This window comes from Mycobacterium sp. MS1601 (genome assembly GCF_001984215.1).
Classification (GTDB): domain Bacteria; phylum Actinomycetota; class Actinomycetes; order Mycobacteriales; family Mycobacteriaceae; genus Mycobacterium.
Window position 1 is genome coordinate 1,009,396 of record NZ_CP019420.1, and the last position, 25,854, is coordinate 1,035,249.

The 25,854-nt window shown below is 61.3% G+C and carries 30 protein-coding genes, 3 tRNA genes and 1 pseudogene; 12 read left to right on the forward strand and 22 right to left on the reverse strand.

Features of this window, described 5'->3' with window-relative positions; genetic code table 11:
- The first annotated feature begins 268 nt into the window (after positions 1 to 268).
- On the forward strand, positions 269 to 1,525 hold the full coding sequence (locus tag BVC93_RS32955; protein WP_157516771.1) for a hypothetical protein: 1,257 nt from the start codon (positions 269 to 271) through the stop codon (positions 1,523 to 1,525).
- 230 nt (positions 1,526 to 1,755) lie between these two features.
- Here the strand turns inward: BVC93_RS32955 and BVC93_RS04755 are convergent, their stop codons facing one another.
- From BVC93_RS04755 to BVC93_RS04770, 4 genes and pseudogenes are all read right to left on the reverse strand, one after another.
- Positions 1,756 to 2,730, reverse strand: coding sequence for an NAD-dependent epimerase/dehydratase family protein (locus BVC93_RS04755; protein WP_083736170.1), 975 nt, complete (start codon positions 2,728 to 2,730; stop codon positions 1,756 to 1,758).
- Between the two features lie 255 nt (positions 2,731 to 2,985).
- On the reverse strand, positions 2,986 to 3,762 hold the full coding sequence (locus tag BVC93_RS04760) for a glycosyltransferase family 2 protein (RefSeq protein ID WP_083736171.1): 777 nt from the start codon (positions 3,760 to 3,762) through the stop codon (positions 2,986 to 2,988).
- Positions 3,763 to 4,092: 330 nt separating this feature from the next.
- Positions 4,093 to 5,795: pseudogene (locus BVC93_RS04765) on the reverse strand (DUF4012 domain-containing protein).
- Between the two features lie 299 nt (positions 5,796 to 6,094).
- Entirely contained in the window at positions 6,095 to 6,496 is a 402-nt protein-coding gene (locus BVC93_RS04770; protein ID WP_157516772.1) for a hypothetical protein, read from the reverse strand.
- Positions 6,497 to 7,472: 976 nt separating this feature from the next.
- Between BVC93_RS04770 and BVC93_RS04775 the strand changes: the two genes are divergently transcribed.
- Positions 7,473 to 8,357: an endonuclease/exonuclease/phosphatase family protein gene (locus BVC93_RS04775; protein WP_236950246.1), complete on the forward strand. Its 885-nt coding sequence runs from the start codon at positions 7,473 to 7,475 to the stop codon at positions 8,355 to 8,357.
- 62 nt (positions 8,358 to 8,419) lie between these two features.
- Here BVC93_RS04775 and rplA read toward each other — a convergent pair whose 3' ends face one another.
- From rplA to BVC93_RS04830, 11 genes are all read right to left on the reverse strand, one after another.
- Positions 8,420 to 9,130 carry a 50S ribosomal protein L1 gene (rplA, locus tag BVC93_RS04780; protein ID WP_083736174.1) on the reverse strand — a complete coding sequence of 237 codons (711 nt, stop codon included), beginning with the start codon at positions 9,128 to 9,130 and terminating at the stop codon, positions 8,420 to 8,422.
- A 71-nt stretch (positions 9,131 to 9,201) separates the two neighbouring features.
- Complete coding sequence (gene rplK / locus BVC93_RS04785; RefSeq protein ID WP_083736175.1) at positions 9,202 to 9,630, reverse strand: 50S ribosomal protein L11; 429 nt, start codon at positions 9,628 to 9,630, stop codon at positions 9,202 to 9,204.
- 25 nt (positions 9,631 to 9,655) lie between these two features.
- Entirely contained in the window at positions 9,656 to 10,417 is a 762-nt protein-coding gene (gene nusG, locus BVC93_RS04790; RefSeq protein ID WP_083736176.1) for a transcription termination/antitermination protein NusG, read from the reverse strand.
- A gap of 55 nt (positions 10,418 to 10,472) precedes the next feature.
- Positions 10,473 to 10,916: a preprotein translocase subunit SecE gene (secE, locus tag BVC93_RS04795; RefSeq protein ID WP_083736177.1), complete on the reverse strand. Its 444-nt coding sequence runs from the start codon at positions 10,914 to 10,916 to the stop codon at positions 10,473 to 10,475.
- A gap of 43 nt (positions 10,917 to 10,959) precedes the next feature.
- Positions 10,960 to 11,032 (reverse strand) — tRNA-Trp (locus tag BVC93_RS04800).
- Positions 11,033 to 11,172: 140 nt separating this feature from the next.
- Complete coding sequence (gene hadC, locus BVC93_RS04805; protein ID WP_083736178.1) at positions 11,173 to 11,676, reverse strand: (3R)-hydroxyacyl-ACP dehydratase subunit HadC; 504 nt, start codon at positions 11,674 to 11,676, stop codon at positions 11,173 to 11,175.
- Positions 11,677 to 11,680: 4 nt separating this feature from the next.
- Entirely contained in the window at positions 11,681 to 12,109 is a 429-nt protein-coding gene (gene hadB, locus BVC93_RS04810) for a (3R)-hydroxyacyl-ACP dehydratase subunit HadB (protein ID WP_083736179.1), read from the reverse strand.
- Complete coding sequence (hadA, locus tag BVC93_RS04815) at positions 12,096 to 12,545, reverse strand: (3R)-hydroxyacyl-ACP dehydratase subunit HadA (protein WP_236950404.1); 450 nt, start codon at positions 12,543 to 12,545, stop codon at positions 12,096 to 12,098. Before hadA ends, hadB begins: the two co-directional genes overlap by 14 nt.
- Before the next feature lie 101 nt (positions 12,546 to 12,646).
- Positions 12,647 to 12,814 carry a 50S ribosomal protein L33 gene (gene rpmG, locus BVC93_RS04820; RefSeq protein ID WP_068915518.1) on the reverse strand — a complete coding sequence of 56 codons (168 nt, stop codon included), beginning with the start codon at positions 12,812 to 12,814 and terminating at the stop codon, positions 12,647 to 12,649.
- A gap of 34 nt (positions 12,815 to 12,848) precedes the next feature.
- Positions 12,849 to 12,922 (reverse strand) — tRNA-Met (locus BVC93_RS04825).
- Between the two features lie 36 nt (positions 12,923 to 12,958).
- Positions 12,959 to 13,031: transfer RNA gene (locus tag BVC93_RS04830), tRNA-Thr, on the reverse strand.
- A gap of 116 nt (positions 13,032 to 13,147) precedes the next feature.
- Here BVC93_RS04830 and BVC93_RS04835 point away from each other — a divergent pair.
- The 5 genes from BVC93_RS04835 (at position 13,148) to BVC93_RS04855 (ending at position 16,840) form a co-directional block, all read left to right on the forward strand.
- A complete protein-coding gene (locus tag BVC93_RS04835) occupies positions 13,148 to 13,873 on the forward strand; it encodes an MBL fold metallo-hydrolase (RefSeq protein ID WP_083736181.1) in 726 nt (241 codons plus the stop codon).
- 71 nt (positions 13,874 to 13,944) lie between these two features.
- Complete coding sequence (locus BVC93_RS04840) at positions 13,945 to 14,880, forward strand: phospholipase effector Tle1 domain-containing protein (RefSeq protein ID WP_192860196.1); 936 nt, start codon at positions 13,945 to 13,947, stop codon at positions 14,878 to 14,880.
- A gap of 77 nt (positions 14,881 to 14,957) precedes the next feature.
- A complete protein-coding gene (locus BVC93_RS04845) occupies positions 14,958 to 15,656 on the forward strand; it encodes a crotonase/enoyl-CoA hydratase family protein (protein ID WP_083736183.1) in 699 nt (232 codons plus the stop codon).
- Positions 15,657 to 15,664: 8 nt separating this feature from the next.
- The gene (locus BVC93_RS04850; protein WP_083736184.1) at positions 15,665 to 16,270 is read left to right on the forward strand and encodes a TetR/AcrR family transcriptional regulator; all 606 of its coding nucleotides are present in this window, start codon (positions 15,665 to 15,667) and stop codon (positions 16,268 to 16,270) included.
- Between the two features lie 174 nt (positions 16,271 to 16,444).
- The gene (locus BVC93_RS04855) at positions 16,445 to 16,840 is read left to right on the forward strand and encodes a hypothetical protein (RefSeq protein WP_236950247.1); all 396 of its coding nucleotides are present in this window, start codon (positions 16,445 to 16,447) and stop codon (positions 16,838 to 16,840) included.
- A 10-nt stretch (positions 16,841 to 16,850) separates the two neighbouring features.
- Here BVC93_RS04855 and BVC93_RS04860 read toward each other — a convergent pair whose 3' ends face one another.
- Positions 16,851 to 17,306 carry a carboxymuconolactone decarboxylase family protein gene (locus tag BVC93_RS04860; protein WP_083736186.1) on the reverse strand — a complete coding sequence of 152 codons (456 nt, stop codon included), beginning with the start codon at positions 17,304 to 17,306 and terminating at the stop codon, positions 16,851 to 16,853.
- Between the two features lie 88 nt (positions 17,307 to 17,394).
- Between BVC93_RS04860 and BVC93_RS04865 the strand changes: the two genes are divergently transcribed.
- Complete coding sequence (locus BVC93_RS04865; RefSeq protein WP_083736187.1) at positions 17,395 to 18,375, forward strand: pirin family protein; 981 nt, start codon at positions 17,395 to 17,397, stop codon at positions 18,373 to 18,375.
- Complete coding sequence (locus tag BVC93_RS04870) at positions 18,375 to 18,707, forward strand: GNAT family N-acetyltransferase (protein ID WP_083736188.1); 333 nt, start codon at positions 18,375 to 18,377, stop codon at positions 18,705 to 18,707. Before BVC93_RS04865 ends, BVC93_RS04870 begins: the two co-directional genes overlap by 1 nt.
- Before the next feature lie 15 nt (positions 18,708 to 18,722).
- Here the strand turns inward: BVC93_RS04870 and BVC93_RS04875 are convergent, their stop codons facing one another.
- Both BVC93_RS04875 and usfY read right to left on the reverse strand, forming a co-directional pair.
- The gene (locus BVC93_RS04875) at positions 18,723 to 18,941 is read right to left on the reverse strand and encodes a hypothetical protein (RefSeq protein WP_083736189.1); all 219 of its coding nucleotides are present in this window, start codon (positions 18,939 to 18,941) and stop codon (positions 18,723 to 18,725) included.
- A gap of 62 nt (positions 18,942 to 19,003) precedes the next feature.
- The gene (gene usfY / locus BVC93_RS04880; RefSeq protein WP_236950248.1) at positions 19,004 to 19,354 is read right to left on the reverse strand and encodes a protein UsfY; all 351 of its coding nucleotides are present in this window, start codon (positions 19,352 to 19,354) and stop codon (positions 19,004 to 19,006) included.
- Between the two features lie 132 nt (positions 19,355 to 19,486).
- On the opposite strand from usfY, the gene BVC93_RS04885 reads away from it, so the two are divergent.
- Complete coding sequence (locus BVC93_RS04885; RefSeq protein ID WP_083736190.1) at positions 19,487 to 19,900, forward strand: hypothetical protein; 414 nt, start codon at positions 19,487 to 19,489, stop codon at positions 19,898 to 19,900.
- On the opposite strand, the gene BVC93_RS04890 is transcribed toward BVC93_RS04885, so the two are convergent.
- The 4 genes from BVC93_RS04890 to BVC93_RS04905 form a co-directional block, all read right to left on the reverse strand.
- A complete protein-coding gene (locus tag BVC93_RS04890; protein WP_192860197.1) occupies positions 19,897 to 20,547 on the reverse strand; it encodes a GntR family transcriptional regulator in 651 nt (216 codons plus the stop codon). The genes BVC93_RS04885 and BVC93_RS04890 overlap by 4 nt on opposite strands.
- 82 nt (positions 20,548 to 20,629) lie before the next feature.
- Positions 20,630 to 21,463 carry an ABC transporter permease gene (locus BVC93_RS04895; protein WP_083736192.1) on the reverse strand — a complete coding sequence of 278 codons (834 nt, stop codon included), beginning with the start codon at positions 21,461 to 21,463 and terminating at the stop codon, positions 20,630 to 20,632.
- Positions 21,464 to 21,495: 32 nt separating this feature from the next.
- Positions 21,496 to 22,308 carry an ABC transporter ATP-binding protein gene (locus tag BVC93_RS04900; RefSeq protein ID WP_083736193.1) on the reverse strand — a complete coding sequence of 271 codons (813 nt, stop codon included), beginning with the start codon at positions 22,306 to 22,308 and terminating at the stop codon, positions 21,496 to 21,498.
- Positions 22,298 to 23,407, reverse strand: a complete 1,110-nt coding sequence (locus tag BVC93_RS04905; protein WP_083736194.1) for an ABC transporter substrate-binding protein — start codon at positions 23,405 to 23,407, stop codon at positions 22,298 to 22,300. Before BVC93_RS04905 ends, BVC93_RS04900 begins: the two co-directional genes overlap by 11 nt.
- A 219-nt stretch (positions 23,408 to 23,626) precedes the next feature.
- On the opposite strand from BVC93_RS04905, the gene BVC93_RS04910 reads away from it, so the two are divergent.
- Both BVC93_RS04910 and BVC93_RS04915 read left to right on the forward strand, forming a co-directional pair.
- Complete coding sequence (locus BVC93_RS04910) at positions 23,627 to 24,832, forward strand: M20 family metallopeptidase (RefSeq protein WP_192860198.1); 1,206 nt, start codon at positions 23,627 to 23,629, stop codon at positions 24,830 to 24,832.
- 98 nt (positions 24,833 to 24,930) lie between these two features.
- Positions 24,931 to 25,854: an LLM class flavin-dependent oxidoreductase gene (locus BVC93_RS04915; RefSeq protein ID WP_192860199.1), complete on the forward strand. Its 924-nt coding sequence runs from the start codon at positions 24,931 to 24,933 to the stop codon at positions 25,852 to 25,854.

Consider the following 25,854-nt stretch of genomic DNA (forward strand, 5'->3'; position numbering starts at 1 on the left):
CGCCGACCACTGACGAACTGAGGATATAATCGCCTAAACGATCACCTCTGGCGTTGATCTCTCGAATGAACCATCCAGGGGTGCAGTCCGTGACAGAGGTCCTCATCTGGGAAATACCTGGCTCGAAGGTGCGGTTCGGTGGCCCAGCTTGCTTTCGGACTCGTCGAGCATTCCCAGCAAATGTCTAGCATTAACATCGGGACGCGAGGTGCCTACCCGCACGTCTCAGATCAGTCTCGGGTGATGCAGCAACTAGTAGGAGGTGCAAGTGCCTAATGTGAACCGCCGCGGCTTTCTAGCGGGTTGCGCAACCGCCGGCATTAGCGCAATGACATACGCGGCCGCCCCTACAGCTGGTGCCACACCAAGGTCTACGACAACGCTGTTCGACTTCGATGCGGTCGCCGATGGCAGTTTCGATTTCGCCACACGCACGATGAGAGGAACCGATAACACGGCGGCGATTAATTCAGCGCTTGCATCAGGTCAGACAGTCGCCATTCCGCCGGGGTGGTTCTACTATTCCGGCACATTGCATACGGATGTCAACGGCAGCGGTTTATCGGGCAGTGGGAGTCAGTCCTCATACCTCATTACCGATCAGAGCCTCGATAGGCATATTGCCGTTGTCGAGGGAACTGTGGATACAACATGGACTGGGTTTAGCATGATCGGACCGTTTATCAATGATGGCAACGACCTCAATCGAGCATTTACAGTCGGAGTCAAGAGCGACCTGGTCACTTTATCGACAAAGCCGTGGGATGCAGCTGGTACGTGGATCGATGATTTCACTACACTCGGATACTGCGTGGGAATGCACATTGCAGCCGCAGATAACGTTAGCTTCGGATCCGTTGAGTTCCGTGAATCTGGCGATAGCAGAGCAGAGCCCGGAGCTTACGGACTGACGTGTTCCGGCTCAAATCTGCGCGGAAACTCCGTGCGCGCCATCAATGCAGGCACTCGTGCTCGCCATGCTGTCTACTACACAGGTCCGGCTAATGATTGCTTTGTTGAAACAATAGAGGCTAAGGGATTTGACTTCGCTGCTGTACAGAATCGCGCCACCAAGGGCGGCGGAAAAGGAAACGGTTTCGGAAACGGGAAGTTCGAGGACTGCAACCTTGCTACGAACGAATCCGCAAACCTTCGAGGCGTTGTCAATTTCACGTGCGCCGACGACAAAGTCGTGTCAGGTGCCGGGGGTGCCCGAATCGGCAGCTACGCCGCAATCCACTGCGGAGGCTTCCCAGGCCCCTCACTTCGGTATATGCCTGACTCACAATGCGGCAAAGTGATGGTCTATGGACATCTGGGAACGTTCCTGACGGATCATTATGGAGCCCACATTTACCGTTCTGCAAACGTCGAACTACCGCTGATGATATACGTTTCCGGGTTTGACGCCGGAGGATTGAACGACCCATCCTTTCGACCGCTGGTCGTTGAAGAGTCACCCGACTGCCACGGCGGCGGTGTCGAGATGCAGCCCGGTGGCGTATTCTCGTCGCAGCCAAACTGAAGTCGGGCCTATTTCGGAATTGGTGGCATCCGCCCCCAAATCGGGTGAACTTCACACGGTGATTTGCCAGCGAGGACTCGGCGTCCACTGCATAGGTCGATGATGGGAACCAGCTATCTATCTATTTTGCGGTAACTCAAATAAATCACAGCAAGGCAAAGTCGACCTGGGCCATCTGCCACCTTTTGATAGTGAACACGCACGCCTAGGGCAGCCGGAAGTCAGTCACACTAGGGTGAATACGTTCCGACAAGCGGCTCCAACCACTGGACTTGACGTTCTAAGCCCTCGGCTATCGCAACGCTCGGCTCCCACTTCATAGAGTTCTTGGCTTGTTCAAATGAACCACCTGTACGGAAGACGTCGCCAGCAACCTTTTCACTACGCTCAACTTCAATTGGTTTTCCAATGATCTGCTCGATTGTCCCCAAAACGTCGTTTACTGATACACTTCCGCCGCCCGAGACGTTGTAGACAGATCCGGGCGAGACCGCTGCTGCTGAAGCCGCAGCCATGTTCGCCCTCACAACGTCATCGACGAATGTGAAATCTCTGATTTGTTCGCCAGTGCCGAAGAGTTGGATTGGACGACCCAAAAGAGCCCTCGTGATGAAGCGGGTGAAAGCCATGTCGGGCCGTTGACGCGGCCCGAACACGGTGAAATAGCGAAGTGAAACTGTGGGGACGCCAAAGTTGCGGGCGTAGAGACCCATCAGATGCTCCGCCGCAAGCTTAGTTACTCCATACGGACTCAGCGGATGAGGAGTGTCGGTTTCCAAAGTCGGAAACCGCTCCGCGTCTCCATACACCGACGACGACGATGCGTAAACAAAGCGTTTTAGAGAGGTCGAGCGGCGCGCCGCCTCAAGCAGCCTTTGAGACGCAAGGATATTGTCATGGGTGTAGGCGTCGAAAGAGTTCCCCCACGACGGACGAACACCGGGCTGTCCGGCTTGGTGGAAGATCACCTCGGTGCCGTCCAATAGCTCATCCAGATCCAGCCCTACGATGTCCTCTTCGACTATCGTTACACCCGAATCCCGGAGAGACTCGACATTTGCTGACTTTATTTCACGAGGGTAATAGTCGGTGAACCGATCGATCCCGACTATCTCAATTGAAGGATCAGATGCTAGTAGCTTCTCGGCGAGCGTGCTACCGATAAAGCCAGCAATACCCGTAACCACTACCCGTCTTGAAGTCACTGACTTCCCCCGTTCATTCTGAAACTTTTCGAGTTAAAGCCTACCCCGGAGGCTCCTTCGGGACACTCCAGCGACATCAAACACCTGAAGGCACAGGCACATAGATGCCGTCCGAACTTATCTAGACACACCTTGGCCTCGCCACTTCCTTGAGGCCGGAGGCGACGTGAGCAGTACGCCATGGCTGTTTGGGCAACCATTCGTCCGGGCGGATCGAGCGAAGTGACTGACACAGTGACTCGCCTGTCGGTCGGCTCATCTCGATTTGCGTAGGTACGTGCGCTTCCAAACCGCTAAGACCGCATAGCGCACGAAACAATAGCAGCTGAACCACAACGGTAACTTCTCAACTTCGCGGTAGAGCGACCAAACACCGCGGGCTGCCATGATCTTGTTGCTGGACAACGAGCTAGTTGTACGCCTATATTGACCCAACACCTCCGTCATGCCGTGGTTTACATGTCCCGCTTTTAGTATCTGCAACCACGTAGCTGCGTCTTGACGCCTCTTGATGGCGGGCATCCGAAGAAGTTCTTTGTCGACGATCTCAGTGTCGACCATTATTCCGACAGTCTGCAATAGATTGGTTGTCAAAAAGTCCGTGTAGTTCGCCTTAGGTAACATTCGGATCTTTTTATTAAGCGGAACGCCTTGATTATCGATCACCTCATACGAGGTGCATGTGAATCCATAGCCGTTCGTCGACATAAACTCGACCTGACGCTCCAACTTCTCCGGAAACCAAATATCGTCTGAGTCGAGATACGCAATGAACCTGCCGCGAGCGTTCTCCACAGCGCGATTCCGCGCGGGCCCAGCACCTAGGTTCTCGCGCTGATTGATGAGGCGAATTCGCTGGTCAGATTGCGCCAACTGCTTGACTAGCTCGCAAGTCCCATCAGTAGACCTGTCGTCGACTATAACCATCTCCCAGTCGCCCATGGACTGAGCTTGAACGGACTGAATGGTTGCCTTTATGTACGTTTCGCTATTGTAAGTAGGCGTGATCACTGTCACTGTTGGGGCAGACATGCGGGTCCCTTACATAGGTGAACAACTTGGCGAGGCCTCATACCGTTAATCCCGTTGCCCAGGAAGCGTCAGTAGACGACGATGGAAACCGCGGCAGGCGACGAGATATAGCTAGACGCTGCAAAATAGCAGCTACCTGTGGCCCTATGTCCGCCCAGCTAGTTGTCGACGACCGACACCGACAAGCCAATTCTCTGTTGCCACCCACCGGTCTAGATAACCCCTCCACGACGTGAATTAAGATTCTAGGTTGAATGCTGAAGGATCAGATTTCGACATCGCTGGTTTGAGTACCCAAGCTTTTCATTGCCGATGAGTACTCCACAATTATCAAGAACACGTTGGAACCGACACCACGGGAGAAACCTTGTCAACAAGCGGCTGTACCGGTACGCGAGCCTCTCCAGGCGCTGTTGGTTCCGACAGCCGGAATGTCAATTCGCCCGACTTTCCGGGGGTATTGCCACCTGAACCTCGAAGCTAGGGTGGCCCAGTTCTGTTGATCTGTAGACCTGTATGGGCTGACCATTCGACAGTGCAGAAATGAGTTTGGCGTCTGTCGTTGCTAGAAGACGCACGGAGGTGAGCATGGTGCCTCGCGGGATGTTAAGCGCCACGTCGGGCAGGAATCCCAACTTGCCGGCAACGTAGTCGGGCAATTCCGGGTCGCCTAACGTATTTGCCAATCTGATTGTGACCGTTGAGTTGCGTGCATCGCCATCGCACCCATCGGCCACGTATTCAATACTGCGGGTTAGATAATAGTCGAGTTTGTTTCCACCCAGGTTATTAACAACGACTTCTGCATATGGGGCGGGATCCTGGGGGATCGCGTTCGCGAGAGGAGTTTGTTCAAGAAGTTCTTGTTCTTCTGGTACCGAACTCCAAACTGCGATCCTGCGCTCGCCGACCGACTTGCCTAAAGCATCAAGTAGCTTACCCGGCGACTCTATGTCGCCGGTGATCTTCTTTACAACCTCAGTTGCAATGTCCTGTAAGTATTCCTTGCGGGCAAGTTGATCGTCTGGAAACCGGACATACGCACTTGATTCAGTCAACTCAACTACATTGTCCTCTGTAATGACTTCACCGTCGGGTAAAGTCACAGATCCCACCGCGCCGAGAATGTAACTCAACGCAACAGGATCAAGGGCTATAACGCCATCAACGTCCGCCCCCGACTGCTGCGCCCACATGGACCTCCAGATCTGGGCCGCATACGGAAAATGACTACTCTGGTTACTGTTTCGATAGTCAGTCGTCGGGTTTGTAAAGCCGTAGTTTTCAGCGAACTCAGGTCCGAGGTCCAGTGGTTGAAAGGGACCGTCAAGATCGATATTTGGCCCCAAAGTATCGACGGTCGGCTCACCATCTACGAATCTGAGAATACCGAACCCACCGAGAAGACCACCGGTGCCGCGGGCTTCGGCGTTGGTCTGGAAACCCATGAAATAGCTACGCGGTCCATCGGCGCCCATCAGTGAAGGCGCTAGTTTGGCAGCAATCGCAGTATTGTCGAGAAGCTGTGCGATATCGGCGGTCTGCTGCTGCAATTGCGTGCGCGCTTCGCCCAGGACGGAGATATACCCAGGCTCGGGGATCGCCTTGGCCTTGTCATTGAGTCGAGTCGCGTCGGCGGACAACGTACTCAGCTTGGGCTCTTCATCTTTCAGCGCCACAACGTCCAGGCGACCACCGGCCAGAAGTTGATCGGGCGCAAGCACCGAACCCACTTCGGCCGAGGGCTTCAGCACATCGCTGGCCAGGCCCAACACCACATCGGAAATCTGTTGGCCAGTGTCGAAAGGGCTTCCCAGCCAAGGAACGGCTGCGGCGATGTGCCACGGTAAGGAATGGGTCGCGTCGCGAGCGGCTTGCGCATGCGACTGTGCCTCTTCGGCAAGGCGCGTGGCGTCGTCGGCATTGCCTTGCAGCAGAGCATCTTTCGCCTGCTGCGCGCTGGTGCGCGCCTGTTCGAGGCTGGACTTCGCAGAGAAGGCGCCTACCGCCAGCCATACTCCGAGTCCGACCATCACGACCAAGATGACGAGTCCCGACCAGGCAAGGCGACGCGTCGTCAGAAATCCCGGTAACCGTCGTGAGCGTTCGTTGTCGTCATCCGCGATCAGATCGGGATCATCGTCGTCCGGGAGCTCCCCATTCGGACGACGAGAAAAGATACTCAAGTCAATGAATCCCCGTGATTAGGTGTGCACTACGCGCCACGGCGCTGTCCACAACGGCTGTAAAACCCAATACGGCGCGACCCGTCCGAAGACGAGTCGCGCCGCTTGAGACTAACAGCAGACCAAGGTCGCGTGCGGGCGAAGAACTAGCCGACGCTGCTGGTCGAGGTTCCGTACGGGCCAACGCGGAAGATCTTGGCGAACTCGTTGAGGGCCTGCGACGCCAGGCCGACGAAGAACTCACTGGCAGAGTAGAACCAGCCGGCGATGGGCTGCACGATGTTGGTGAAGATGAACTCGAACGGGTTGAAGTCGGCGATGGCTCCATCGAAGTCGACACCGGCGTTGAGGCCGCCACCGACCACCAGCGGCACGCTGCTGAGGTCGACGACACTGCCGATGGTCTGAGCAACGGGAGCGTACATCGGGCTCGGGGTAGCTTCGGCGATAGCCGGAGTCAGAGTGGCAGCCCCCACCAGCGCCACGGCGGCAGTGCCGACCTTGACCTTCGTGGTGACCGAGTTCAACCTAGTGGCAATGGTGGACATTGTCCCCCTTTTCTTGTTTTTCCTGAGTGGTTCTTGAGATTGCTGTAAGCATCGCAGACCCCGCAGAGGTCGTCAACACGAACCGCAGCTCACAGCGTGTCCGGCAGGTTAAATCTGGGGTCACAAACGCCTCTGTTTACGTTCGCTAACGAATCCCGCACCCAGAAATGGGACTTCAGCAAAGGCTTGTACAAGTGTCAAACTCCTCAAGACGCCAACATCTGGAGTCTCGAATTGAGCCCGCAGAGCGCGGTGGCAGTAGAGCAAACCGTCCCGCATCAGGTGGCACTCATGGAGATACTGACGAGACGGCTTCTGCTGGAGGCGCTGTGCAGCCCGCTTGAGCCTTCACACGTTGTCAAAGCTGCAGCAACGCTGACACGTGTCAGCAGACTGTCGGCAGATCAGGGGCCCGAATATCATTCAGGCGGCAAGATCTTTTTCTTCACTGGGCAAGTAGTCGCGGACGGTGCATTGAAATGCTGGATGGCTCCGCATCTGGCCTCCGTGCGACCAGCGCTGGGTAGCGCCACCGTCACAGACCGCTCTCAACGTGATCGCATTTCCGCCGCACAACGGTACGTTGAGCGCGGCAATCACCACTCCCCCGCGTACAGTGACGTCCGTGCGAGGGGATGCTTGCGTGTGCGAACACATGCGCTCGAGTCATGAGCATTACCGACGCGGAACCGAGTGTGCGCTGTGCGACTGCCCTCGCTTCCGTCGACAGACCGCCCTCCGACAGCTTTTGCGCAAGCTGACCGGCCAATGACCGGCAATCCATAACTTGCGGCCAGCCAGGTCCCCGCGCCGCTGTTAGCCTGACGCCCAGTCGACAAAGCACCTGGTGGAGGGCGGCCGTCGTTTGAGGCGCAGATCCCGAGTTCTATCGACCATTCTGGTGGTCGCGGGGCTAACCCTGATGGTAGGTGTGCTGGTCGTTCGCCACCGTCCAATCACCAATCTTGTCGAGCTGGTGGTCGCTGTCGGCGCGCCCTTCCTGTCCTTGACCGCCGGCGCGTTCCTCCTGGTAATCACCGTGGTCACACGCCGGAGTGTGTTGGCGCTGATGGCGGTCTGCGTGCTTGTCGTGCCACTGTGGGCTCAGGCCTCGTGGTACTACGTCCCGCGGCCCGTCGACGTCGGTCAGCATGTCGAAATCCGCGTGTTCTCCTCAAATCTGCGCCTCGGCCGCGCCGAAGCCCCGGCATTCGTCGCTCTCGTGAAGGAACACGCCGATGTGGTGACCGTCTCCGAGCTGACACCGGCGGCCATCGAGCGCTTCACGGACGCTGGGATAGGCGAGCATTTCCCGTATTCCTTGCTGGCACCGTCTGGCGGCGCCGGTGGAATAGGGCTCTGGAGTCGGTACCCTGTCACAGCAGTGGACTCGGGCAACCCTCGCGACTACACCATGGCTGCCGCTCGTGTGCAGATCCCCAAAGTTCAGACCGCGCCGCTGATCGCGAGCCTGCACGTAACGTCTCCGGTAGCTTCTCGTCGAGACACCGTGGCGCAATGGCAAATTGGCGTCAGTGCCGTAAAAGCTGCCCTGAGTGCGTTTGCTCTGACTGCAGGCTCCGGTGCCGTCATCGTGGCCGGCGACTTCAACAGCACCCCGGATATGCGCCAGTTCCGTGACCTCGCCACCAACGGCTACCGCGACGCAGTAGAGCAGACCGGTGCAGGCTTCGCGCCGACATTTCCTTCCCGCACATGGCATCCCCCACTGCTGACCATCGATCACATCCTGACGCGCAACGCCGCTGCGTCGTCGATCAGGACGGTCTACATCCCCGGGTCCGATCACCGGGCGCTACTGGGCACCATCAGCATCCCGGTCAATCCTCCGGCACTCTAGAAACGACGAAACCCCCTCGGCACCAAGCGCTTCGGGGGTTCCGTTGACGAAATGGGTTCTTACTACGCCTCTTCGGTGAAGTTCCGCGTCACCTGCGGGTCCACCGGGATGCCCGGGCCCGTGGTGGTGGAAACGGTGACCTTCTTCAGGTAGCGCCCCTTCGAAGACGACGGCTTGGCACGCAGGACCTCATCCAGCGCGGCGCCATAGTTCTCAGCCAGCTTCTTCTCGTCGAAGGATGCCTTGCCGATAACGAAGTGCAGGTTGGCCTGCTTGTCGACGCGGAAGTTGATCTTGCCGCCCTTGATGTCCTGCACAGCCTTTGCCACATCAGCGGTCACGGTGCCGGTCTTGGGGTTGGGCATCAGGCCACGCGGACCGAGCACGCGGGCAATACGGCCCACCTTCGCCATCTGGTCGGGAGTGGCGATCGCAGCGTCGAAGTCCAGGAATCCGCCCTGAATCTTCTCGATCAGGTCGTCACTGCCCACCACGTCGGCGCCGGCGGCGATGGCCGCTTCGGCCTTGTCGCCCACGGCGAACACGGCGACGCGGGCGGTCTTGCCGGTGCCGTTGGGCAGGTTCACGGTGCCACGCACCATCTGATCGGCCTTGCGGGGATCCACACCGAGGCGGATCGCGACCTCGACGGTGGCGTCCTGCTTCTTCGACGACGTTTCCTTGGCCAGCTTCGCCGCTTCCAGCGGCGTGTAGAGCTTGGTCTTGTCGACCTTCTCAGCGGCTTCGCGGTATGCCTTGCTTGTCTTGCTCATTGATGTCTCCAGTTCAGAGTGTGTGGTTCACGGGCCGATGCCAGCCCTCCCACAGTTCGGGGTGGTGCTGACTACTCGACCGTGATGCCCATCGACCGAGCAGTGCCGGCGATGATCTTGGCAGCGGCGTCGATGTCGTTGGCGTTGAGATCTTCCTTCTTGGTCTCAGCGATCTCGCGGACCTGATCCCAGGTGACCTTGGCGACCTTGGTCTTGTGCGGCTCACCGGAACCCTTGGGCACACCGGCAGCCTTGAGCAGCAGTCGGGCGGCAGGCGGGGTCTTCAGCGCGAACGTGAAGGTGCGGTCTTCATAGACCGTGATCTCCACGGGAATGACGTTGCCACGCTGCGACTCGGTCGCGGCGTTGTACGCCTTGCAGAATTCCATGATGTTGACGCCGTGCTGACCGAGTGCAGGACCAACCGGCGGGGCGGGGTTGGCCTGCCCGGCCTGGATCTGCAGCTTGATCAGCCCGGTGACCTTCTTCTTCGGGGGCATGCTGGGTGTTCCTTTTCTTTCTGTCTTAGATCTTCGCGACCTGAGTAAAGGTCAGTTCCACAGGTGTTTCGCGGCCGAAGATGGACACCAGCACCTTGAGCTTCTGCTGTTCGGCGTTGACCTCGCTGATCGACGCGGGCAGCGTGGCGAACGGACCGTCCATGACGGTGACGGACTCGCCGACTTCGTAGTCCACCTCGATGACCGGACGCTCGAGCGTGGCTTCGGTGGATGACGCAGCGGCGGCACCGCCGGTGGCCTTGGCCGGCTTCTTCGGCTGTCCCTGCGGGAGCAGGAACTTCACCACGTCGTTGAGGGACAACGCGGTGGGCCGTGAGGTTGCGCCGACGAAGCCGGTGACTCCGGGGGTGTTGCGCACCGCGGACCACGAGTCGTCGGTGAGATCCATCCGCACCAGGATGTAGCCGGGCAGCACCTTGCGGTTGACCTGCTTGCGTTGCCCGTTCTTGATCTCGGTGACTTCTTCGGTGGGAACTTCCACCTGGAAGATGTAGTCACCGACATCGAGGTTCTGGACACGGGTTTCGAGGTTGGCCTTCACCTTGTTCTCGTACCCGGCGTAGGAGTGGATGACGTACCAGTCGCCCGGCTTGCTGCGCAGCTCACGCTTGAGCGCGACGGCAGGATCCTCGTCCTCGTCCACCTCGACGGCGGCGTCTGCGGGAGCTTCTGCCACGGCGGCCTCGTCCACGAGGGTCACCGACTCGACGTCGGCGATCGACTCGCCCGACTCAGCTGCGGGCTGGTCGCCCTCGAAGCTAGTCACGGTTGTCAGTCCTCTCATTACAGTTCAGCGGTTCATCGTCGGTGACGGTGCTGCCTTAGCCGAATACCAGGGAGATGAGCCTGGCCAGGCCCAGATCCACTCCGCTGATCAACGCCACCATGAAGGCCAGGAACACCAACACCACGGAGGTGTAGGTGACCATCTGTTTGCGGTTGGGCCAGATGACCTTGCGCAGCTCGGCGATGACCTGCTTCAGGTAGTTGATGACGTAGAGGAACGGATTGCGGGACGGGCCGCTGCGATCCTTGGCCACCTTCGCCTTCGGCGCTTTGCCTGAACCGTTCGTACTGGCGTCGGTCTCGACGTCGGTCGACGGCTCGGCATCATCCGTTCCGCCGGCCAGTGCCCGCTGACGCGAACGCTTACCGGTAGGGCGCTGCGGTGTCACAGTGCCCGTGGCCAAGGACCTACCTTGATCACCGGTGTTCTGGTCGGTGGTGCCGTCGGTTGCGTCGGCGTTGTCGCGCTCGTCGCTCACCGCATGCTCCTTCGTGGTCCACCATCTCGAATATTCAGTTGAGCAGGGGCGACAGGACTTGAACCTGCAACCTGCGGTTTTGGAGACCGCTGCTCTGCCAGTTGAGCTACGCCCCTTCAGAAGCCAATGACGCCGACTCCATCAGGTTGGCCCCCACATAACTCGCGCGCCCCCCGATCGGTCAAACCGCCGGACAGCGCGCTTGTTCATGGGAGAACCCCAAGGTCCGAGTGTACATCGGGGTAATGGCTATCTACTAATCCGCTACTCGGGTCACCTGACCAGTAGCGATGTCGAATTTGATCTTCGCCGACTCCTCGCCCTGCTGGCCCATCAATGTGGTGAAGGCCTCCAGGAGAATCTCCCCGTGTTCGTCGGTCAATATGTTCCGGGTGACGACGATATCGGCACCGAACCGTTCGGTCACCGACACCACTTCCATGACCGGAAAGAGCTTGTCGCCGACCTTGATCGGCTTGCGGTACAAGAACTGCTGATCCACCTGGACGATCTGCATGGTCTCGAAACCGGTGTCGACATCGCGGAAGAATTGCTGTTGCACCAGGAGCGCGACGGTGGAGACAAAGGTCAGCGGTGCCAGGAGGTTGTCGTAGCCCAGCTCGGCGGCGGCGGTCTCGTCGTGGAACGCCGGGTCGTCGTTCTTGACCGCCCTGGCAAATTCGCGCACTTTTTCCCGGCCAACCGTGAAATGGTCCGGGTACTTGTAGACCATCCCCAGGATGTTGGTTTTGATTGCCATGAGGTCAGGCCAGCTTCGCCTTTGCGACGGCCCGGCCGAAGATCTTTTTGCCCCCGGTAGTCGCGTTGATGGCAATGACAACCGACTTGTCATCAGGATCGACGGACTTCACCCGGCCGCTGAACACCAGCTCAGCGCCTTTGCCGTCGTTGGGCACTGGCACCACAGCGGTGAAGCGGACGTTGTACTCGGTGACGGCACCGGGATCACCGACCCACGAGGTGACGTAGCCTCCGCCCAGACCCATGGTGAGCATGCCGTGGGCAATCGCCACGTCGAGGCCGACCAGTTTGGCGATCTCGTCGTCCCAGTGGATGGGGTTCAGGTCGCCGGAGACACCGGCGTAGTTCACCAGGTCCATCCGCGTCAGCGGGATGGTCTTCTCCGGTAGGACATCACCAACACTGACCGAACTGAACTCACGCAGAGCCATCGTTGAAGCCACTCTCTCCGTCGTCGCTACGCCCCGCAAGGGTGGTGTAGCTCTCTTGCACTACTTCGCCATCCTGATTGCTCACGATGGTCTTGGTGACGATGATGTCGGTTCCGTGCGCCTGCCGAACCGATTGCACATAAACATCGCAGTAGAGCTTGTCCCCCACCTGGATCGGCAACAGGAACTTCAGCGACTGGTCCACCTGCACGATCTGCTGATCGGTGAGGCCGATGTTGGCATTGTCGAAGAACGCCCGCTGAGCCGTGTAGCCGAACACCGAGATGAAGGTCAGTGGCGCGATCAAGCTGCCGTAGCCGAGTTCACCGGCCGCGCTCTCCTCGAAAAACCACGCATCGTCGTTCTTGACGGCAACGGCGTACTCGCGGATCTTCTCGCGCTCGACCTCATAGTGGTCGGGATAGCGGTAATGCATCCCGACGTGCTTCTCGGACAACGCCACGGGTGGAACCTACCTAGATCGACTCAAGCAACGAAAGAAAGGGCCGACCGGTAACCGGCCGGCCCTGACTGGGGTCAGCGAGACTCGCGATGCCCCTGGTGCTTGCCACAGTTCGGGCAGAACTTCTTCAGTTCCAGCCGATCGGGGTCGTTGCGGCGGTTCTTCTTGGTGATGTAATTACGGTGTTTGCACACTTCACAGGCCAAAGTGATCTTCGGCCGGACATCAGTACTCGAGGCCACGATTCGTCCTTTTCAACACGTCTTGTCTGTCTTGTAGCGGTGGGGAGGCTCGATCTCCCGACCTCACGATTATGAGTCGTGCGCTCTAACCAGCTGAGCTACACCGCCCCGAGGCACGAGCGGCAACCCGCCGCACGTCCACCGAGCCCCCTAACGGAATCGAACCGTTGACCTTTTCCTTACCATGGAAACGCTCTACCGACTGAGCTAAGGGGGCCTGCACCCAGCACGTCAGCGTGCGCTGTCAGCCGGGCCTTAAAGAGGGTACAGCCTGCGGCATTTAGACACCAAACCGCTGGTCAAACCTTGAGTCCTGCCCTCTACGCTGAGGTAATGGCCTCGAGCACTAACGACGACCGACTCTACTTCCGGCAATTACTGGCTGGACGCGACTTCGCCGCCGGCGACATGATCGCCACACAGATGCGCAACTTTTCCTACCTGATCGGCGATCGGGAATCCAGGGAGTGCGTGGTCGTGGACCCCGCCTACGCGGCCGGCGACTTGGTCGACGCGCTCGAAGCCGACGGAATGTCCTTGGCAGGGGTTTTGGTCACCCACCACCATCCTGATCATGTCGGCGGCACCATGATGGGCTTCACCTTGAAAGGTGTTGCCGAGCTGCTGGAGCGTCAAGGCACCCCCGTCCACGTCAATACCCACGAAGCCGAATGGGTTTCCCGCATCACCGGGATACCCCGCGCCGACCTCACCGCGCATGAACACGGCGACAAGCTGAGCGTCGGTGCCATCGACATCGAACTGCTACACACCCCAGGCCACACTCCCGGCAGTCAATGCTTCCTGCTGGATGGGCGCCTGGTCGCCGGCGATACCTTGTTCCTCGATGGCTGCGGTCGTACCGACTTTCCCGGCGGCAATGTTGATGACATGTACCGCAGCCTGCAACAACTGGCGTCGCTCAGCGGTGACCCGATCGTCTTTCCCGGCCATTGGTACTCCGCGGACACCAGTGCGCCCTTGGAGGTCGTCAAGCGGTCGAACTACGTCTACCGCGCCTCCAGCCTGGAACAGTGGCGCACGTTGATGGGCGGTTGATCCCGGAGCTCCTGTAGTCGAGTAGCGAACTACGCATGACGGTGTGGCGGTGCTGAGCGAACCTGATCGCCGTGAAGCCCATCGTGTTGTCCTTCGGACTCGAGTTGTCGAGCTCCTTGACGTCGTCACAGCAGCTCTTCGATTCCGTTGACTCCATCACCGTGCACGTCCAGATAGGCAGCACGCGTCGCAGCATGCGACGCGCGGCAGGTGATGCGTATCGAGCGTTGGCCGGCTGCTACCAATCTGGCGACCGGATCGTTCTTTTGGGCGCGGGCAAAGGTGCCTACTGTGCGTGCGGCGTGGCGAAGGCACTTGGCACGGTGGGGTTGATGGCGCCCGACCATCACCTGTTCGACTACGCGGTGGAGCACTGGTTGGCCCCCGCCGTCAGTCGTACGGACGGCGACTGGCTGCGGCTGAGCCAGTTGGCCGCACAGCTTGCCGACACCGCACCGGTACCGATCGCATATCTGGGCCTCTGGAATGCCGTGAAACCCGTTGGCATGCACTCGATTTCACGCGTTTCACTTTCGAACGTACACACAGGGCGCCACGCGCTGGCCGTTGAGTCACCTCGCTGCGAGCGACTGTCCAGGACTGCTGGGAGCCGGATTGATGAAGTGTGGTTTCCGGGCGAGTATCGCGACATCGTCGGCTTACCGTCGGGCGACCCGACATTGGCAGCACCGGTAGTGGAATGGGTGATCGATGGAATCAGGCAGGTGGGCATACCGTGCCGCGACACGACACCGCTGCCCCCTTCCCGCCGGCCACGACCCGCTCTGCCGCGGCGGTTCTGGACGCGCCGGCCATCCTTACCCGAGGGTGCCCTGATTCATGGGAGCGTCAGAACGCACGCAGCAGCGGATCCGAACTACTGGCGCCGCCTCCCGGACCAGATCACGTGGGTGGATACCGGGTGGCCGGCCTCCCGGGAGCGGCTGTCCGACAATTCCGTTCACAACATGGTCGAGGCGACCTCCGAACTGTCGGAAGCGTCGTAGTCGCTCTTGACCTTTCGTAACAGCGTTTCGTAACGTCGCTATGAAACCTGAAAGCCCATACGCGAGGGGACCAGACCATGAGCGGCGCAGTCATCTACCGGCAGGACGAGTCCATCGCCGTCATCACGCTCGACGACGGCAAGGCCAACGTTCTGGGCCTCGGCATGCAGGAAGCCATCAACGACGCCCTCGACAACGCCGAGCGCGACGACGCCGGTGCTGTGGTGATCGCCGGCAACCAGAAGGTGTTCAGCGGCGGCTTCGACCTGAAGGTGTTCCAGTCCGGAGACATCGACGCCTCGGTGGCCATGCTCCAAGGCGGCTTCGAGCTCTCCCACCGACTTCTGTCTTTCCCCAAACCCGTGGTCATGGCGTGCACCGGTCACGCCATTGCGATGGGAGCCTTTCTGCTGTGCAGCGGCGATCACCGGATCGCCGCACCGGGCTACAACATTCAAGCCAACGAGGTCGCCATCGGCATGGTGCTGCCCTATGCCGCCCTGGAGGTGATGAAGCTGCGGCTCACACGCTCTGCCTTCCAGCAGTCGGTGGGCCTGGCCAAGGTGTACTTCGGAGAGGCCGCGCTGGCCGCGGGCTGGATCGATGAGATCGCCCTGCCCGACGCCGTGCTCGAGCGTGCCGAGGAAGCCGCGCGGCAGTTCGCCCGTCTGCACCGCGGGGCTCACGCCGCCTCCAAGCTGAGGGCCAGGGCCGAAGCTCTGGAGGGCATTCGGGCGGGCATCGACAACATGAAGGCCGAGTTCGGGCTCAAGTAGGAACACGCGTGCCGAGGGTCAAACAGCGGACGCCGGAACTGCGCGACCGGGTGCTTGCAGTGGCCGTCGATGTGCTGTGCGAGGACGGTGCATCAGGGCTGACCACCCGCCGGGTTGCGGAGCGAGCCGCCACGTCCGTGCCGGCCATCTACGAGCTGTTCACCGACAAAGCCGGTTTGGTCCGGCAGGTCTATTTCGAAGGCTTCCGGCGCCTGGGCCGGGCCATGGCAGCCGTCCCGGAGACCGAAGATGCGGTGACCGATCTGGAACAGTTGATTCCCGTCTTCCGGCAGTTCTGCCTGACGTATCCGGCGCTGGCTCGGGTGATGTTCTCGCGGCCGTTTCAGGATCTTGGTCCGGGTCCAGCCGAACTCACCGAGGCACCCAGCGTGCGGGACGTCCTCCTGCAGAGGGTGCGCAGGTGTGTCGACAGCGGTCGGCTTCACGGCGATCCCGTTGACATCGCCCATGTGCTTCTGGCACTGGCGCAGGGGCTGGCCGTGCAGGAAGGCGGACACTGGCTGGGCAATAGCCAGGAGTCGGTGGACCGGCGATGGCGAGTCGGCGTGGCCAGCGTTGTCCAGGGATTCCGGACGCCAGAAACGCTGCCGTAATCAACGCCGACCAAAATTTGTAACAACTCTTAGAGTTTTCGGAATTCGTTGCTGCTCAACGAATTTGCAGGGGATGTCGCAAGAAGGAGCCCCGCCTGTTCCCCTTACGAAAGAATTCAACTGGTAACGTTCGGCCCTCCGCAGCGATGAAACTAGGGACCAACGAGGTCCGATGTGACGAAGGGGTTTATGCCGATGACCGAGAACGCCCGCACCTGGACGCGCGTCACCACAAAGCTCACCGTCCTCGGCATCGGATCTGCTGCCGCTACCGCTGCGTTCTTGAGCTTCGGCGCTGCCACCGCCAACGCCGATGTCCGCGAGAGCGCGCCGCGTCCCAACGTCACCAGCCGCCAGGCCACCGTCATCGACCAGAACGCGCTGCGTCGTAGCGCCCAGGGCCAGGCTCGCGGATTCTGGGGTGATACCCGCTCAGGACGCACCGGTGTCGTCAATGCCCAGGGCGACGTCCGCGACAGCGTGAAGGCCGTGGTCGGTACCCGTTCGGCTCCGTTCGGCGTCCGCCAGAACGGTGAGTTCCGTCAGGGCGCTCCCATCGGCAGCTGGTGACAACCTGACCTCACGGTCGCACTCGGTGCCGGCTCAGAATCGACACCCGGTTGAACGCGTTGATCGCGATCGCCACCCATACCACCGCTGAGATCTCCTCGTCCGTCAGATCGTTACGGGCCCGGGCATACTCCCGCTCAGCGATGTCGTGATCAGGCAGCGCTGTCGTGATCTCCGCCAGCCGGAGTGCGGCCTGCTCTCGGGCATCGAAGAGTTCGGTCTCCCGCCACTGCGACAGTGTCGCCAGCTGTCGAGAGGTGACGCCCGCAGCGGTGGCCTTGCGGACGTGCACGTCCAGACACGTGGCGCACCCGTTGATCTGGGACACCCGGACGTTGATCAGCTCCACCAAGGTGGGCGGCAGGCCGTTCTCCTTGGCCGAAGCCGCCACCGCGGTGGCCATTCCGATGGCCGCGCGGTAGGCCGTTGGATCCACTTTGTCGATCAACACGTGCGCTACGTCCATGGCCCGCTTTCAGGTCCGCCCGCAACGACGCGGGTACGGTCAGATAGGTGGCGTCGATGGTAACCACCTCTGCTTGGCTTCACGTCCGATGAGCAACGCTGAAATCTCACCTCTCGAGGTCGAGTGCTCCGCCGGGCCGCACCACGGCATCGAGATTCTCCAACCTCGCGATGTGCCGCTTGGCGGACCGCGCGCGATGAAGGTGCGCAGGACCCTGCCGCAGCGCGAACGATCGCTGGTGGGTGCGTGGTGTTTCGCCGATCATTACGGCCCCGATGATGTGCGCGGCGGCCCCGGCATGGATGTGGCTCCGCATCCGCACACCGGCCTGCAAACAGTGAGCTGGCTGTTCTCCGGTGAGATCGAGCACCGCGACAGCAACGGCGTACACGCACTGATCCATCCCGGCGAGCTGAACCTCATGACCGCCGGCGCCGGCATCTGCCACTCCGAGGTCTCGACGTCCGCCACCTCGGTGCTGCACGGCGTCCAACTGTGGGTCGCGCTTCCCGATGCCGCGCGCGATACCGACAGGCGTTTCGATCACTATGCCCCGCAGTCGGTTTCGCGCGGTGACGCGATGATCACGGTTTTTCTCGGCGAACTCGCGGGGCAACGCTCGCCGGTGCCGACCTTCACCCCGCTTCTGGGAGCGCAGATCGATCTGCCACCCGGCGGCGTGCTCGACATCGAGATCGATCCCGTCTTCGAGCATGCGGTGCTGGTGGACGCCGGGTCGCTGGAGGTCGCCGGGCAGGCCGTCGGTGTGGCCGAGTTGGCCTACCAGGGCGTCGGACACACATCGTTGACGCTGACCAATACCGGCACATCACCGGTTCGTGCGGTACTCCTGGGCGGAGAACCCTTCACCGAGGAACTGCTGATGTGGTGGAACTTCGTCGGCCGCAGTCACGACGAGATCGTGCAATACCGCCAGGAATGGCAGGCCCGCTCAGCGCGTTTCGGCGAGGTACAGGGGTACGTCGGCGATCCACAATGGCTGCCGGCCCCGCCGCTACCGACGACAAGGCTCAAGCCGCGGCTGCCGCCCACCCAGAAAGAGAATTGATGACGCTCACCGACAAAACCGGAACCCCGCTCACCGTCGCCAAGGAACCGGGCAAGTTCGTGGTGACCGTGGACGGACAGGCTGTGGGCTTGGCGGCGTTCAGGGACAACGACGGTCAGCGAGTGTTCTTCCACACCGAGGTCGACGACAGTTTTGGCGGTCGTGGAATCGCCACGGTGCTGGTACAGCAAGCGCTGAGCGCCACTCGTTCAGAATCTCTTCGAATCGTGGCGGTCTGCCCGCTGGTCTCGGCCTACGTCAAGAAGAACCACGAGTTCGATGACATCGTGGACCGTCCGACACGCGAGATCCTGCACTGGCTGCAGGCCTGAGCGCCGGCGTCGGGGTCAGACGATCAGGGCGGCAAACACGGCCCCGGTCACAATCCCGATGATCAAGGCGATGGTGGACTCCCCCGCCAGCACCGCAATCACCACGGCGGCCATGGCCACCAGGGCCAACACGATGAGCAGCGCACTCATCACATTCTTGACCGAGAGATGAGAGCCACCGGCAGCCCGCAGCGCCGCCTCGGAAACCAGTGAAGCGTTCTGGGCAGTAGTCATGACAATCCCCGTTTCCTTATGGCGAGGATCACAGTGTAGCGATTTTTGTGACAGGCGCCACGTTACGTTGACGGCCTAATTTGTTTCGTGTCAAGACCGATCGGCAAGTCGGGATGTTCAGCGGGGCCGCGCGGATGCTCGGTCATCCACCGACGCTCGACTTTCTTGACGCGCTGATGCTCGACGGTGATGAGCAAAGCCCCCGCCGTCACCAGCGCGCCGGCGATCAACCCGAGCATCAGCGGCCAGCCGTCGCGGCTGTACGCGGTGGCGGCGACAAACCCGGCGATGGCGATGATGCCCAGCGCAAGCAGGAACAGGCCCGGCCACCACAAGGTGTCGATGAACGACTCACCCGCATGCGGCTGCGTAGTTCGTGAATGATCCACCGGGTCGTGGTACGCACCCTTCATGCGACATCTCCTCTCCTGGCGAGCTGCATCCAGCCTACGCCGATTGTGATGTAGCTCACATAGGTGAAGGCGGGGCTGGCGGGCAGGTCTACGGCGAGCAAGCGGTGTGGACTCCGCGTAGGGTCGCTCAGCATGACGATGTACGTGACCCGAGTGGTGCTCAGCCACCTCGCCGAGCCGACACGTCACGACACCACATCGACCCCGGGGCGCGAACCGTTCACGGTCTCGTGGACATTGAGCGAATTGGGTTGCACCGACCAGGACTTCGAGCAATCGCACTCCACACTGTCGGCTGCGCAGATGCACGCGATCAAGCTGTTACGCCGAATCCGCGCCGGAGCGTCGGTCTCCGATGTGTACGCAGAGAAGCTGGATGTGGAGTTGCCGGCACAGCTTTCGAGCTCCGCGGAACTCTGTGTTTGTGGACACCCGTCACATCCGGGCCGGTTCTGCTCCTGCGGGTGCTCCATCAGCGAAACCGACAACGGACGCGACGCGACCTCGCACGTTGTCGCCCCGATCCCGTATTCACGCTCCGGTTAGCTGGCCTCGCCTGCCTGCAGCATCGCCACCAGGTCGGCCTTGGTGTGGTCACTGTGCTTCAGCAGCCGGTCCCGCGCCCGCTTCTGGTTGCCGTCGCGGGCGGCCTTGACGATCTCGTCATGCTCGTTGACCGACGAAACGAACCGTGCCTCGGTCATGGTGTGCTTGCCGATCCGGCGGAAATGAGTGGCGATGCGGTCGATCACTTCCCGCAACACGTCATTGTCGATGGCGCTGAAGAGGATGTCGTCGAACCGGTCGATTTCGGTGACCAGATCCTCGTACTCCTTGGCAGCCAGCAGCTCCTTGGAGCGCACGACGTTGAGACGGAGTTCCTCCCCCGCCTGGGAGGCAGGATTCTCGGTGATCCGCTGCAGGCACTCGGCCTGGATGACGAAGCGCGCCTCATAGAGCTGATCGAAGTCACGAGCGGTGTACCACTTGGCGCGGGCGCCGCGATACGGTGCGATCTCCACCAGGCCGTCGCTCTCGAGGCGAGCCAGCGCCTCCCGGATCGGAGTCTTGCTCACGCCGAAGCGTTCCGAGAGCGGGATCTCCTTCAGCGGTGCTCCCGGCGGGATCTCCTGGGAGATGAGGTCCTCACGAAGCCGGTAGTAGACACGGTCTTTGACCTGCTGAAGATCCATCGAAAGCCCCGCGCTCGAGTCCAGAGAAACTGTCGACCGTGACACGGCCGATGAACCGGTGATCATAGTTGATGTCTGCCGGTCACGATCGATCGCGCCAGTACACGAGCTTCTTGTCGATCAATTCGACAATGCCGTAGAGCAGCAGCCCGAAGAACATCAAGGCGATGATCACCGCGAACGAGGAGGCGACGTCCAGCTGGAAGCTGAACGTCTTGGACAACACGCCCATTCCGACGGAGGCGCCCACGAACTCCGCCACGATGGCGCCGATCAGCGCCAACGTCACCGCGTTCTTGATGCCGGCGAGAATCAACGGCAACGACGCCGGCAATGTCAGTTCGCGGTACTCCTGCCAGCGGCTGGCCCCGAACGACCGCATGAGGGTACGGGCGTCCCGATCCACCGTCTCCATCCCCACCAGCACATTGAGCAGTAGCGGGAAAAAGCAGATGGTGGCCGCCATCACGATTTTGGATTCCAGCCCGAAACCGAACCAGGTCAAGAAGATCGGCGCGAACGCGATACGCGGGGTGATCTGAAACGCCACCACTATCGGGTACAGCGCGCGCCGTGCCAGATCCGACATTCCCAGCAGCGTGCCCAGCACCCAGGCGGTGACGATGCCGATGGCGAAACCGACCAGCGTCTCGGTCATGGTGGCCTGGGCGGCCTCCCAGAAGAACGGTTCGGTGACCATCGCCGCCAGACTGATCGCGATGGCCGACGGTGGCGGCAGGATTATCGGGTTCACCATGCCGAAACCGACGATGCCCTCCCATATCGCCAGGATCGCCAACACCACCGCCGTGGGCGGCCACACCGACCGCCACAGTGAGGACCCGCGCCTGCGCCGCGGCAGAGCGTCCGCCCCGCGCACGGCGGTTTCAGGCTGCGGCGATAGAGCCGAACTCATAACTGCCCCTTACGCATTTGGGTTCTCGCTTTCTACAGGTACGCGCTGATCGAGTTGCGTACTTTCGCCGCCAGCTCCGCGGACACCGCTGATGTGGCCTGCTCAGCCGTGCGCGGTCTCGGCAGTGCGATGTCCACAATGTCCACCACACCACCGGGCCGGGGCCGCATGGTGACGATCCGGTCGGACAAGAACACCGCCTCGGCGATGTTGTGGGTGACGAACAGCGTGGTGCGGCCGTGCTCGTCATGTAGGCGGGCGAGCTCGACGTTGAGCCGCTCCCTGGTGAATTCGTCGAGCGCCGAAAACGGTTCGTCCATCAGCAGGACCGGTGGATCGGTAGCCAAGGCCCTGGCCAGACTGACCCTCTGCTTCATGCCGCCGGACAGTTCCCAGACCTGTTTGGTGGCGAAGTCGGCCAACCCGGTGAGCTCCAGGAAATGCATGGCAGCGTCTTTGGCCCCAGCAGCCGAACGCCGCTGCACCTTCGCCGGCAGCATCACGTTCTCCAGAACGTTTTTCCACGGAAACAACACCGGCCGCTGCAGCATGATCGAGACGTCGGTGCGATCCGCTCGCGCCGGCGAACCGGCGATGTCAACGCTGCCCGACGATGCGGCGGTGAGGCCCGCGACAATGTGCAACAGAGTGGACTTCCCACAACCGCTGGGGCCCAGCAGAGAGACAAACTCGCCTTCGGCGATGTCGAGGTCGATCGGATCCAGGGCAGCCACCGGTCCGCTGTCGCTGTCGTAGACCTTCGTCACCCCGGCAACCCGGATCGCGGAGCCGGTGACCGCGTGGCCACCTGGCGCGATCCGGGTTGCACTGATGTCACGGGGCATACTGCTTGGCATCCTCTTGCACTGCGGGAAGGTCGATTTCGGAGTACTCCTGCTGCAGGCTGGTGATGTCGTCCCCGGAACCCATGGCCACTGGATCTACCGAGCCCTTGATGACACCGGAATCGGTGAGCACGTCGACGGTGGTCTGCCACCCTTGCGCGCTCACCGCACCGTATGCCGTGGCCGGGTCGTAGCTGCCCGCGTAGCGGCGCACCTCGTCGAAGTACACCTGCGCGTAGTTCATATCGGTGCACTCCTCGGGCACCGTCTTGCACACGATATCCAGCGCGCCTTCGGGATTCGCGTCGGTGAAGGCCGCGCCCATGGCGTATGCGCGGGCGATCTTGACGGCGATTTCCCGCTTCGCCGGGTCCTCCAGCGCAGCCGCGGTAGTCACCAAGCAGTCGCCGGGAATCACGTTCAGCGATTCGGGGGTGATGTCGGTGAACTTGTTTCCCGCGGCAGTGAAGGTGGCCAGATCGGCGAAGCTGGTGGCGTAGGCATCGACCGTCCCGTCCTGCAGTGCCGTCAGCGACTGCGGACCGGCTCCGCCGATGGGCAGCAGGGTGACATCGCCGTTCGGTGTCAACCCGGATTCGGCGAGTGCGGCATTCACGATGGGTTCTTCACCACCGCCCGCCTCGGTGATCCCGAGGGTCTTGCCCCGCAGATCAGCTACGGAGGTGACGTCGGAGCCCTCGGGCGTGACGATGATGAAGATGTTGCTGGCCGGGTAGCACATCGGAATGCGGATGCTGGGATCGGTTTCGGCTGCCACCACGGCGCTGGCCGCACCGGAGAAACCGAAATCGACGTTGCCGGCGATCAGTTGCTGCGTCACGAAGCCGGATCCGTCGGCCTCTTCGATGGTGAGGTCCAGGCCTTCGTCGGCGAAGTAGCCCTGCTCTTCGGCCACCATCAGTGGTGTCCAGAAGATGCCGCGCGGGAAGGGCAGCATCAACGTGGCCGCGGTGGCACCGTCGGCGCCCGAGGCGGTGCTCTCCGAACTCGGGCTCGAGTTGGTGCCGGAGGAACAGCCGGCAAGGACAAAGGCGGATGCGGTGGCTGCGCCGACGGCAGCCCAGACGTGCTTGTTCATGCGCGAGAACTCCTCCAGATGATGTGCGGTTGGCCGTTCGAATCTTGACGATAGTATTCAATCTAGCGCCACAGTTGCGGTTTCCTGCATGAAAACCTTGTGTTACGCCCGGCTATCCACGCTAAATCCAGTGCTAGACATCGTTTTTTCGATATGCCACAGCGGTTGACCGCTTTCGGCATTGCTCATATATTGTCGTTAATCAAGGAGGAGGTTTGCGTGATCACGGGACCTGAGACACGGACACTGGCCATCATCGACGAACACATCGACACCGATCGGCTTGTCACCACCGTCCAGGAGATCTGCCGGATTCCCAGCGTCCTGGGAGAGGAGGGCGCCTTCGCGGCGTACCTCGTCGACATGATGTGCGCCTCCGGATTCGACGGAGCAGCACTGCAACCGGTTCTCCCCCACCGGCCCAACGCCACCGGACATCTCGATTTCGGCTCCGCCGGTCGCACCGTCGTGCTGACCGGACACCTCGACACCAAACCACCGTCCCACGGATGGACGGTCACCGAACCATTCTCGGGAGCCCTGATCGACGGGGCCATCTATGGCCAGGGCATCATGGACATGAAAGCCGCTCTGGTGTGCCAGGTGATCGCCATGGAAGCGTTGCGCGCCAGTGGAATACCTCTCAACGGTCGGCTGGCATTCGCCGGCGTCGCCGACCACATGGGTGACCAGCGAGGCGCCATCGAGTACTTCACGCACCATCCCGCCGACCTGGCGGTGCTCGGTGAGTGCTCGGGCAGCCAGATTTACCTTGGCCACCGCGGCCGCTACTACTTCGACATCACCGTCCGCGGCCTGAGTGCGCACACCTGCCACAAGCCCTCCGCGATCAACGCCAATGTTCTTGCTGCACATGCCATCATCGAACTCGACGCATCGAAGCTCGAGCCGCAACTCGAAGAGTGGGTGCTCGAGCTCTTCGGCCCCGAAACCTTCATGGCACCAGGCCGGGTATACGGAGGGCTGCCGCCGGGTGGTCCGTCGATGATTCCCGACGAGTGCGTCATCCGCGTGGACTGCCGCCCGCAGCCCGGCGTCACCATCGAGGAAGTCCGCACCGAGATCGACCGCTGCCTGGCCGCCGCCAAACTGCGCGACCCACGCTTCAAAGCGGACGTCGAGCTCGTCGACGTCAAAGCCGGATACCTCGTGAGCCGCGACGACGAGGTCGCCACCACGATGATCCGCGCGCTGGCCGCCGTGCGCGGACAAGAGTCGCCGGTGTCGGTGGGCAACTGGCTGGGCGACACCTCCAGCGTCGGGCACCAGGTTCCCACCATCATTTTCGGCCCGGGCGCCGAAAGCGCTTACGCTGCCAACGAGCACCTGACAGTGGACGAGATCGTCGAAGCCACCCGCGCTTACGCCATGTTCGCCGCACTGAGCCTGGGCACCGGGGCCTGAGCACCAACCGACTCGAGGTAAGGACCAACATCATGCTCGTGGGAGCTGCTCTCCAACCCGTTTATGCTGCAGACGAATTCGGTGGCATTGTCAGCGACATGGAGAGCTGGGGAGTACACCAACTCTGGCTCACCGACTCGTCACTACACGCCAAATGCTGCTACTCCTTCGCCACTCTGGCGGCGCTGAACTCCACCACCATGTCCATCGGCACGGCGGTCACCAACCCGATCACCCGTCACCCGGCGGTGGGAGCGGTGGCCGCCCTGACCCAGCAGGAGATCTCACACGGACGCTTCCGTTACGGCATCGGCGCCGGTGACCGACCGCTGCTCGCCCTCGGTTTCAAGCCGGCCAAGCTGGCCGTTCTCGAGGACGCCATCACTGCGACCCGACGATTGTGGTCAGGTGAGGAATTCTCGTGGGACGCCAACGGCTTCAGCCTGGACCACGCTCACGTCCGGCACGGCACCCCGGCGCAGATCCCGCTCTACGTCTCCGCCAGCGGCCCCAGGACCCTCGAGATGGCCGGGCGCATCGCGGACGGCATCATCCTGCTGGCCGGCTTGCATCCCGACGGCCTCCAATACGCCATCAGCCACATCGAACGAGGCGCCGAGAAAGCCGGCCGCGACAAGCGGCCGTCGATCACCGTGTTCGGCTACGGCGCCATCAGCGATGACGAAGATTATGCGCTGGAAGCCGGCCGCAGCATCGCCGCATGGTTCCCCCAGACAGCGCCGGAGTACTGCCGCCTGGCGGGTTTGCCCGACGACATCGCACAGAAGGTGAAGTCGGCCTACGGCGGTGGCGAGTTCCAAGAAGCCAAGTCCGCGGCATCCCTGCTGCCGGACAGCTTCGTCCGGCGGATGTCACTGTGCGGCGACAAGTCGGTGGTTCGCGAACACCTGAAGACCATGGCGGAGTTGAACATTGACTGCTTTGCCGCCTTCCCCACCACCGATACCGTCGAATCCCGGCTGAACACGGTCAAGGCGCTCGCCGAGACAGCGGCCGAGTAG